A 10,199-nucleotide genomic window follows, 5' to 3' on the forward strand; every position below is an offset into this window, starting at 1 on the left:
GTCCCCGCCGGGAAACGGCATGCCGACCGGGTGGCCGGGGAGTTCCTGAACGAACATGCAGAAGCCGGAGAGAAGGAATTTCAGGAACCGCAGCCTGACCTTTTCCAGATCGTCCGCAGCACACCGGGCCGCCACCATCTTCCAGTATGCACCCGCGTCCTTCGCAGGAGGTTCACGCATGCGGGTGAAATTCCTCTGCTGGTTCATAAGCCGGAGTGCCTGGTAGGTCCCCTGCAGGTGCGCGGTGATCGTCTCTTCAAGTTTTTTCCGCAGTTCCGGGTTGATACCCCGGATGGCACCGGTGAAATTCCAGCGCATCTGCCGGAGGTCCCGCGGGGAGTACGAAAGCACGATCTCCGCAATCGCCTGCCCAAGCTCGCCACGAGTTTTCCATGATCCGAGTTCCGAGCATTTTTCTGCGATTTCTTCATGATTCATGACGAGGGATCTCCGCAGAACACCGTGAGTAAGGCAGTTACAAGAAGAAGCCGAGGTCAGCGATGTTCTGAATTCATTACCGTATAGCTACGTGTGTCTGTTCATATAATCATATCATCCCTCCAATCCGTGGCCAATACGATGGGAAAGTGAGGGACACTGGGGAGAAGAACCCGCCACTCCGAAGTCTCCCGAGTCAGGCAAAGCCGGGCCTGACAGGTGAGCAGGGAAAAAAGGTGGAAAAATGGAAGGAGGAGGGATTTACGTCGACTGCTCCCATCCCTGGCCCATATCGAAGATCGGCCGAACCTCTATGATCCCGAAACTTACCGCGGCATAGATCCTCTGTGCCGCCTCTTCGCCGGCAACCTTCGCTATCTGGGTTTTGAAGTTTTCGAGCATCGGCCCGGATGTCGCGATGTTCTGTGCCTCCATGTAGACCCGAACACCCTTCCACTCCATGACACTCGCTCCCGGCTCCACGATCAAATACACGGCGTATGGATTCTGCTGGAGATTGGCGAACGTACGGTTCTGTCCCAGTCCCATCACCACGGTCTTCTCGTCAATCATGCGCGGTGAGCCGAAAACGCCGGAATTAACTTTCCCGGCTCCGTCCGCCGTGCTGAGCGTACCGATCCGTGGTGTTTTGTTGAAGTATTCCATAAGTTTTGTTGGCATGTGCTCACATCCTGTTTCACGGTAGGCTAGGGCGGGGGGTAGATAATGGTTTGTGGGACCTGTGCGCTGGCAGGCAGGGAACGCAAGTGAGGCAGGTAAGGCCCGGGATTCTGCAGGGGCGGCTGAACCCGGCCGATAACCCGCCCCTTTTATGCGATCAGACGACGCATGAACGGGAATGGATAGTTCATTCCTCTTCACCATGCACGAAGGACTGCCCCGCCAGGGGCCGGGCAGCAACGAGTGCACGAGAAAGGCGTTTTCGATGCTCAAACATCTTCCTGACCGGCCCGAGATCCTTGACATCGGGTGCGGGGCGGGAATGCAGACGATCGAGCTGGCCCGCATCTGCCCGGACTGCCGCATCACCGCCGTCGACGTCCACAAGCCGTTCCTCGACGATCTTGACCGGAAGGCGAAGGCGGCTGGGGTGGCGGATCGGATCACGACGATGCGAGCGTCCATGGACGATCTGCCTTTCGAGGATGCGGCCTTCGACGTCCTCTGGGCGGAGGGTTCGATCTTCATCGTAGGATTCGCGGAAGGGCTTCGGCGGTGGAAGCGGCTGCTCCGGCCGGGCGGCTATCTCTGCGCGACCGAAGCGGTCTGGTTCGCCGATCGGCCCTCGCCGGAGGCGGCGGCGTTCTGGAACGACTGCTACCCGGCGATCACACGGGTGGCAGAGAACCGTGCAGTGGCCGGGGCCGCCGGCTACGAGGTCGTCGGGACGTTCCCGCTCCCCGGGTCCGTGTGGCGGGACAACTACTACGGGCCGCTTGAAAAGCGGCTGCCGGACCTGAAGAAGGCGGCCGCGGGGAGTCCCGACGCAGAAGGTTTTGTCGCGTTCTCGGAGCGGGAGATCGCAATGTACCGGGAGCACGGGGACGAGTACGGATACGCGTTCTTCATCCTGAGGAGGAGGTGATCCGCGAGGGAGAGGAAGGGAGGCGGATTTTCCCCTCTCCGTAAACGTCTCCCGTTCGCCCATGCCCGCCGTCGACTTCGTCTACCCTAATCTCTTCAGCACCCGTATACCCGTTTATTTTCCACCCGTCCCTCTCACCAGTGCCAGATATCCGAAAGGATCCGGGAAGTCAGTACAATCATCCCCCATTCCCGGAAAAATCACAAGGTTCAATGCGGGCACTACTGAAATATGGTAGTATGGAGAGGAAATACTGGTACCTGATCGCCGTTGCAGTCATTATCGTCGTAGCGGGAATTACCTTTCCCATTGTCCTGACGTCACTGGCTTCCGGCAATCCTTATACACCGTACACGGCGTATGTAAAAGCAGATGGTTCCGATCTCCTTATCGGTGTCTACCGCGTATCTGGTAAAGATCCATTCTTTCATCAACCACCAAAGCCGGTGTCGCTGGTCGTCACTATCACACCGGAAGAGGGTGAACCCCTCTTCTTTGAGATACAGGATCCGGTGCTGAAGATCGAAGACGAAAAGCATAGATTAGAGGGTGTTTTCACGCAATCGGCTGCTGTCAGGCTCATTATACATTTTGACGACGGGACGAGAATGGTCGCTTATGACGGCGTGCCGAAGTAGTCAACCAGCTCCTCCGGTTCGAATACATTATCTGCAATCTCTTCTCTTTTTCAAAGGGACCAGATCTGTCTTATTCCCGGAAAAATCACAAAATTCAAGGGCGGGGCCCCGGAATATAGTAGTATGGAAAAGAAACACCGGCTCATGATTGCAGGTGCGTTCATTATTATCGTGGTGAGTATCCTGGCGGGAATTACTCTTCTCAATTCCATGACGCCCCGAACAGAAACTTCCTGGGCTTGCCCTTATCATATTGGTGCGGAAGCGGATGGATCAGATCTCCTGGTAATGTTCGTTTACGATACTCGCTGGGAAGGCTCCGGGCATGGGCCGGAGGACGTGGCTTCGCTTCGTTTTACGATTATTTCTCCGGAAGGCGAATCACATTCCTTTGAGACGGCGGATCTGCCGCTGGATGAAAGACAGAGATATGAGGGCGTTCTCACGCAATCGGATGAAGTTATTATTGTCCTGACATACCGGGACGGGACGAGCCAGGTTGTATACCAAAATGTGCCGGAGAAGCGGTGAGCACCGTTTGCTAATACAATATCCTTTTTTTGCCCTCTCTTATCCTCTGCCGGATTCATCGTCTGGCTTCTCGTTACTGACATGAAGGCTTCGATTATTTTGCTCTCCTCCCCCGCCGCTGCCACTCTTTCAGGATAAACGCCCGATATGGAAGCACTGGTCGCATTCTCAGAGCGGGAGATCGAGATGCACCGGGAGTACGGAGGCGAGTACGGCTATGCGTTCTTCATTCTGAAGAGCCGATGATCCGCGAGGGAGAGGCCGGAAGGGAGATTCACACCGCGAAGGAAAGCCAACAGCGCGAGTGAACAGGCACGTTACCCATCCCCGGCCGCCCGGATTATCCCGGCCGCCGAATCGTCACGGATCTGAACAGAGGCCCGATTCAGTAGTATTAATTCCGTTGCCTGTTACGGTATCATGAGGAAACGGATGTGGTTAACATCCTTGCGAAAGCACGTGCGATATCCGAACTTATCAGGCTGGACCTCGTCTTCGGGGCCGGGATATTTGTCGTCGCCGGGGGAATTCTCGGCCTTGGGGGAGTGCCTTCCCTGCACCAGATACTGCTGGGGTTCCTGACCGGGTTTTTCATCTCCGGGTCCGCAAATATTGCCAATGATTATTTTGACCGGGATGTCGACAGGATAAACCGGCCGGGACGGCCCCTTCCCTCGAACCGCATTACCGTTGCCGAACTGTGGGCTCTGGTGGTTCTCTTCTCGATCGTGGGGCTTGCAGCCGCAACGCTCCTCGGGCCGATGGTGCTCGCGGCAGCAGCGGTCGTGTGGGGAGTTGCTCATTTCTATAACATGAAATTCAAGGAAGCGGGCTTTTTTGGAAACCTCAGTGTGGCCTTCTGCGTCGGGATGACGATTATCATCGGCGGTCTCGCGGCCGGGGTGATCAACGGCGTCGTCCTGACGTTTGCGGCGCTGGCGGCCCTTTTTGATCTTGGCGAGGAGATCGCCTCGGATGCCCTGGATATCGAGGGCGATGCGCTGCGGACATCGAAAAGTCTCGCGATGCAAAAGGGGAAATCATGTGCCCTTCGTCTATCCGGCGGTATATTCGGTATTTTTGTTGCACTGACCTTTCTTCCGTTCCTGATGGGGTGGCTGGGATCAGTCTATCTTCTTCTTATCGGGATCATGGATCTGTTCATGGTGTATTTTTCTTTCGGGCTTGTCCGGAGCACTACGAGAGACGAAGGGCATGTGCTTGTCCGCCGGCTGTACCTTACCTGGGGTGCGTTTATGGCGGTGTTTATCGTCAGCATGCTTTTTTAAGAGAAGGACTGGCATCAGGAGAGAAAAAAGGGGAAGAACCCAATCCTGCCGTTCTTCACCGGTTGTTCCCGGCGATATCTTTTCGCACCGAGACCGCTATCTCCCGCCCCGCCCATGCCCCCGACGGATCCCGAACTACAACATCCAGAAGGCCGGTGCGTGGCACGGTGATGGAAAGCAGGATTGCCCCTTTTTCCGCATTCAGGGCCTCACCGATCCATGACTCGATCTCGTCGCCATCGAGGTATGCCGTAACGACACTGTCATCTCCCGATATCTCGTCCGAAAAGGCCAGAATGACGGTGTAGGTTCCCTTCCGTATGAGATACGATTCGATGAGAACCGCTTCGCCGTTCCAGACATCAAGGGCCGGAATTGTCCAGTTCGTCGTCTTTGGCCACCGGGCAGCCGGCGGTTCGGAGATTTGCATTGCATGGATCCCTCCATACACGCTATCAAGCTCATTAACCATCGGCATACAGCAATGGCAGACGGAAACGGGCTGCTGCGCTTCCCATCCGCCCGGGAGTGCGTTCGGGACGGCAACCGTGACCGACGGCACCGTTCCCTTCGTTTCGGAAACGCCGACAAAGGCGGTACGGGTCGAGGGGATGCCATAGCGGAGCGACTCATCGACGAGAAGACGGTCGAGATGGTCACGGAGGGCCTGGCCCTGGTTCTCCGGATACAGGGAGGAATCAGGCGGAGGGACAGTATACCCGAGCTCTCGTATATGATCGGCAAGGTCGCTGTCGGCATACCATGCCAAATGCAGGTACTCGAGGGCCCGGAGACGGCCCGCCCCGAAGGCTACCTTCAGGGCAGTACACAGGGCAACGTTGCCGGCAGAAGGCGAAACGCGTGCGACGGGTGTTTCGTCCCGTGCGGCCAGCGTAAGCACCGGGGCCGAAACAGCGGACGGCAGCCGGCATACGAGAAAAACCGGCGTTTCCGGGCGCAGGTCCCCGATATCGACGGCACGGTTATCGGATCCGGGCAGCATCCGCAACTCCGCCACCTCGATCCCGGGTTGATTTACGGTGAGGTGCGCATTCGCAAGTACCGGCGGCTGCCAGAACGAGAACAGCTCTTCAAGTGCCAACGCAACATCCCCTTCATCGGAAAGGAACTTTGCAACCCCGCCGCCGAGCCGTGCCAGCTCGAGGGCCAGATGGGCGTTGGGGGCGGTATCGATGGAGATGACGCTCAGCCGGCGGGGTGACACAACAGCTGCCTCGCTTTCGGCAAGGCGGAAGAGGCGGGCTTCATCGGTGACCTGACCGTCGGTGACGACAAGCACATGGCGGGAGTATTCGCCGGATTTCCGCTGCTGGCGGAGCGCCTGCTCAAGCGCAACCCCCAGTTCGGTGCCCCCGAAGAGCGACGTCGTCCGGACAAACCGCTGTGCTGATTGGATTGCCTCCCGGGTGGCAGCAACAGGGCCACGCGGGCTGAACCAGAGGGCTTCGTTCGAGAACAGGCAGAGATTGAATGATTCGTCAGATTCGAGATCATCGAGAAATGCGAGAATGCTCTTCGCTGCCGCGTCCCACTTTTTGCCCGACATGGAGCCGGACTGGTCCGCGAGAATGATAACTTCGCGGGGGATTCTTTGTTCGGGAACGCCGTCCGGTGGCGTGATGAGGCCAAGGAGATACGTGAAAGAGCTGTCCGGATCGGTTGCGGCCCAGGCCGTCAGCCAGTCACCCCCGGCAGCGGCTGCCCACCGGACGACGAGATCGTGGTCGGGTCTGGTGTTCTCGATCTTAACCCGTGTTTCATCGGCGGTCCGGGTTACCAGAGCCGCGGGTGGGGATACGGTAATATCCGCTGCAGGCTGCAGCACCAGATCCAGTGAAGCACGGTACCCGGGATCAACAACCGTAAGCAGCGGATTGGCCTGGACGCCCGGGTGATCCTCATCGTGCCGGACAAACCGCGGCGCTATCGTCACAGGAAGGCGTATCTCCCATCCGTTCGGGACGGCCCGGGCGAGGAGTGCAACGCTGGTGCACACCACGACATCGGTATCGGGCGGGATGCCGGTCAGGTGGAGGGTAAAGACGTCGGCAGATTCACGAGTGACCAGGACGGCCCGTTTCCCTTTTTTGAAGGCATTGTCGTACTCCTCTTCGGCAGTGCTTCGTTCGGCAAGCCGTGTACGGACGGTCTCGTCCCCGAAGGTCGCCACCACGCCGGTGACCGCCGCATCGCCCGGCAGCGGGAACCGGTATATCGCTTCCACCGGCCGGTCCAGTGCCGTGCCTGCAAAGCGAAAAGTCTGGGTAAGAATGAGAGATCCGAGCGGACCATGAAAGGTTCCGGTGATGGCTGTTGCATGGAGCGGTATGAATAACCCTGATCCCACGTCATCGCCGGGTATTTCGAGGATACCTGTCCCTTTCGGGATGCTGTTTTCGTAAAAGAGTGCATTGATCGCCATGTGTTATTCCCCCCAGGGCCTCTCATGTCCGGTGCTGCATGATTCGAGAAATGCATCGATATCATCGTCAGTGATCCGGTAGGCCTTTCCGATCCGGTACGCGTGAAGCTCACCCCGCCGGATCAGTTCGCGGACCAGTTCTTCGGTGATCTTGAGCCGTTCTGCTACTTCAGGAATGGCATAAAAATTCTGATCCGAAAAAATCCGGTGCGACTGGGAGGACCTGCGGCGCCCGAGTGCCTTGAGATACTCCTCTCCCGGAGATGACGCTGCCTTTTTATTGCTATCCTTTTTCGGAGGATCCTGATGATTGTTCTGTGGGGCCATGGTTGAGAGGTCTATTTCTATGTATCATGATGTATTAAGGTACAAAAAGGTATAATACCCTATAAGTATAAAAAAGTTATTGTTTAGCCACGCACCATAATAAACGTCTGTTTTGCCATTATAACCAGTTTCAAAAAAATGACGGTGAACGGCCTTTCACTTCGGGCAGATAAAAGATTCATGAAAAACCAACCCATTACCTGAACACTGCGATATCCTTTTCACATCACGGATAGGAGGAACTCCCATGACAGAACTCACACGCGGCATGCCGGCCCCGGCCTTCTGCCTTCCGGACGCGGACGGAAAAGAAGTCTGCCTTGCGGATTTCAAAGATCGCTGGCTCATCCTCTACTTCTACCCGAAGGACAACTCATCGGGATGCACGCTCGAGGCCCGGTCCTTTTCCGACGAGATGGAGGACTTTGCCCGCCTCGAGGCCGCAATCATCGGCATCAGCCCGGATTCAGTTACGAGCCACAAGCGGTTCGCCGAAAAGCAAAACCTCTCCGTCCGTCTCCTCGCCGATCCGGATCACCGGGTGATCGCGGCCTATGGTGCCTGGGTCCCGAAGAAGATGTACGGAAAGGAGTACATGGGAATCGAACGGAGCACTTTCATCATCGATACCGAGGGAACGGTCGCCGCCGTGTGGCGGAAGGTGAAGGTGAAGGGGCATGTGGCCGAGGTGAAGGCAAAGCTCGAGGCACTGAAAGCAGACGATGCAGCATAATCTTGCAGGAGAAACGGCAATGCAAACACCGTCATTCTCCACCCGCCATATCACCCCAGAATCCCGCCAGGGCCCAAAACACCGCCTCCCGCACCGCCTCTATCCTCTCCGAATCCGCACTACCATCCTCCGCCTCGTACAGGCACCGGTTCACTTCGCACTGCACCCACGGGATCCGGTGCCGCCGGTAATGAAACCGCGAGATAAATCCGCCGGTGAACGGATCGTTCAGCCGCACCGAACCCTCCCCGAACTCCGCCGAAAACCGGGCCGCGAGAGCCGCCATCCATTCGGGCGGGCAGGTCACCGGCATCTTCCCCGGCCTCGGCATTCCGTCCCTGTCGCCGCCGTTCGAGAGGCAGATAAGCGGCCGGGCGGTGCCGGGGTTCTTCTTTCCCGGCGGGTTTTCGGGCAGCATGCTGTGGCAGTCGAAACCGATCCGGATGGTTCCCTCTTCGAGGGCGTTTTTTATCCTGATGTGGAACGGGAAGTAATACCGGAGGAGGAGCAGGTGGATCAGGGGTTCGTCGGGAAAGGAGCCGGGCCGGTAAACCGGTGTTCCGCCGACGGTCACGGTCTTGAGCACGCCGTCGGGGTACGCCGGGGGGAGGTGAAGCGGGGAGCGGTTGACGTCGATCGCCGTCCGGGAGACGTCGGCGGTGACACATGCCGCCACGCGGTTCCCGAAATCGAACAACCGGCGGGTGTGGGGATCGCTGTAGTAGGCCACCTCGCCGGACGAGAGGGCGATCCGGCCCGAGAGTTCGCCGGGAATTTTCGTGCCACCGTGGGGAATGGAGATGAGAAAAGGATACCCGCCGGGACCGGCCGGAAACGCCGTCATCTCAGAGCCGTTGATATCCATCCGGCATAAGAGTTGCGGGAGCTGCCCGGGCTACCGGAAGAGTCCCTTTCCGGTCGATACCAGCCATTTGGCATTCAGCAGCAGGTGAATTATCACGATTATCCCGAAGAGGAACCCGCTCCGGTCATGGATCAGGCTGATCTGGTTCATCGGGAGCACCAGGTGGGAGAGCCCGGTGTTCGCGAAAAATCCCGGCCATTTGATGATGCCGGTTACGAACACGAGCACAAATGTCACGATCAGCCCGCAATCGATCCCGAATTTGATGGTTTTCAGCTGCATGGCCATACCTGGCAGGAAATCGGAGAGAAGGTATTTCTCAATACCGGAAAAGGGGACTCCCCACGGTACCCGAAACCCCCCTTTTCGACGCAGAGGGAGACACCCGTTCCCTGCAGCGTTTTCCCGCACCGGAATCAGTCGAAGTACGAGAGAGCGTGGCGGGTGACCATCGCAAGGAGATCGACCGGGCACCCGTCCCAGTCGCTTTCCATCCAGACATTCAGGCCGGGGACGCCGGCACCGGGAATCCGGGTGATACCCGAGAATTGCCGCACCGAGCCGTCCCGGTTGGTCGAGAGAACGGTGATGCAGTCATCCTCCTGGTCGATCACGGCAGCGGCGGCCCCTTCCGTTCCGTGGGGCGTTATGGTCCGGGGGATTCCCGTTTCACCCTTTCCGGCCGGCTCACCGGATTCCGGAGAGAGTGCATAGAGTTTTACATCGGGATTGACGTCAAATACGTAATCGCCGAGGCTTCTGTCGAAGTACCCCGAATGCGCCGTCCCCGTTTCCGCGGAGCTGTAGATATCCAGTATCTGGCGTTCGGGATTCCAGATGCCGAACACTTTCGTGAGTTCTTCGCAGAATGCGGCCTTGTCGATCGGATCGGCCCGGGATACCGATTTTCTTCCCGACCAGCCGCCGCCGCCCGTCGCGATGACGATCCTGTCGCCGAAATCGTACGACCGTTCCCGGCAGGCATCCAGAACGGACCGGAGAAAGAGCGCCGAATAGGCAAGCACCACCACCGCACCGCTCTCCACCGCATCATCAAGGACCCGTGCGACCAGTGCGTCATCCCGGTGAAATCCCGGAAGGAGGGCAGGAGTTTGGCAGGTACCGTCCGGATCGGGCTGGTACAGGTAGCAGGTGTTCGCGCATCTCCGGAGGCCGGCGTATATCGGCAGGAGTGCGTACATCAGTGCTTCCCGGCCGTCGACACGGATGGTCGTCGAGAACCGTTCCAGCGACGAGAGCGTGGGCGTCATGAAAAAAAGGACGTCATGGTCGGGGATTTTTGCGTACGCGCGTAAAAATGCCCGATTG

General features: G+C 58.0%; 10 protein-coding genes and 2 pseudogenes. 5 read left to right on the forward strand and 7 right to left on the reverse strand.

Annotated features, from left to right (window positions below; genetic code table 11):
- Positions 1-438, reverse strand: a pseudogene (locus APR53_07535).
- A 261-nt stretch (positions 439-699) separates the two neighbouring features.
- Positions 700-1,119 (reverse strand): pyridoxamine 5-phosphate oxidase, encoded by a 420-nt coding sequence (locus APR53_07540; protein KQC05433.1) that lies wholly within the window; start codon positions 1,117-1,119, stop codon positions 700-702.
- A gap of 178 nt (positions 1,120-1,297) precedes the next feature.
- On the opposite strand from APR53_07540, the gene APR53_07545 reads away from it, so the two are divergent.
- The 4 genes from APR53_07545 to APR53_07560 all read left to right on the forward strand — a co-directional run bounded on the left by APR53_07545 (position 1,298) and on the right by APR53_07560 (position 4,502).
- Positions 1,298-2,044, forward strand: coding sequence for an SAM-dependent methyltransferase (locus APR53_07545; protein KQC05434.1), 747 nt, complete (start codon positions 1,298-1,300; stop codon positions 2,042-2,044).
- 212 nt (positions 2,045-2,256) lie between these two features.
- Entirely contained in the window at positions 2,257-2,682 is a 426-nt protein-coding gene (locus tag APR53_07550) for a hypothetical protein (GenBank protein KQC05435.1), read from the forward strand.
- A gap of 123 nt (positions 2,683-2,805) precedes the next feature.
- The gene (locus APR53_07555; GenBank protein KQC05436.1) at positions 2,806-3,213 is read left to right on the forward strand and encodes a hypothetical protein; all 408 of its coding nucleotides are present in this window, start codon (positions 2,806-2,808) and stop codon (positions 3,211-3,213) included.
- Between the two features lie 434 nt (positions 3,214-3,647).
- Positions 3,648-4,502: a prenyltransferase gene (locus APR53_07560; protein KQC05437.1), complete on the forward strand. Its 855-nt coding sequence runs from the start codon at positions 3,648-3,650 to the stop codon at positions 4,500-4,502.
- Positions 4,503-4,557: 55 nt separating this feature from the next.
- On the opposite strand, the gene APR53_07565 is transcribed toward APR53_07560, so the two are convergent.
- Both APR53_07565 and APR53_07570 read right to left on the reverse strand, forming a co-directional pair.
- On the reverse strand, positions 4,558-6,945 hold the full coding sequence (locus APR53_07565) for a hypothetical protein (protein KQC05438.1): 2,388 nt from the start codon (positions 6,943-6,945) through the stop codon (positions 4,558-4,560).
- A gap of 3 nt (positions 6,946-6,948) precedes the next feature.
- Entirely contained in the window at positions 6,949-7,272 is a 324-nt protein-coding gene (locus APR53_07570) for a hypothetical protein (protein KQC05439.1), read from the reverse strand.
- Between the two features lie 247 nt (positions 7,273-7,519).
- Here APR53_07570 and APR53_07575 point away from each other — a divergent pair, with 247 nt between their 5' ends.
- Positions 7,520-8,005, forward strand: coding sequence for an alkyl hydroperoxide reductase (locus APR53_07575; GenBank protein ID KQC05440.1), 486 nt, complete (start codon positions 7,520-7,522; stop codon positions 8,003-8,005).
- A gap of 31 nt (positions 8,006-8,036) precedes the next feature.
- Here APR53_07575 and APR53_07580 read toward each other — a convergent pair whose 3' ends face one another.
- The 3 genes and pseudogenes from APR53_07580 to APR53_07590 form a co-directional block, all read right to left on the reverse strand.
- A complete protein-coding gene (locus APR53_07580) occupies positions 8,037-8,849 on the reverse strand; it encodes an N-formylglutamate amidohydrolase (protein ID KQC05442.1) in 813 nt (270 codons plus the stop codon).
- 51 nt (positions 8,850-8,900) lie between these two features.
- The gene (locus tag APR53_07585; GenBank protein KQC05441.1) at positions 8,901-9,152 is read right to left on the reverse strand and encodes a hypothetical protein; all 252 of its coding nucleotides are present in this window, start codon (positions 9,150-9,152) and stop codon (positions 8,901-8,903) included.
- A gap of 134 nt (positions 9,153-9,286) precedes the next feature.
- Positions 9,287-10,199: pseudogene (locus APR53_07590) on the reverse strand.

This window comes from Methanoculleus sp. SDB, from assembly GCA_001412355.1.
Taxonomy (GTDB): Archaea; Halobacteriota; Methanomicrobia; order Methanomicrobiales; family Methanomicrobiaceae; genus LKUD01.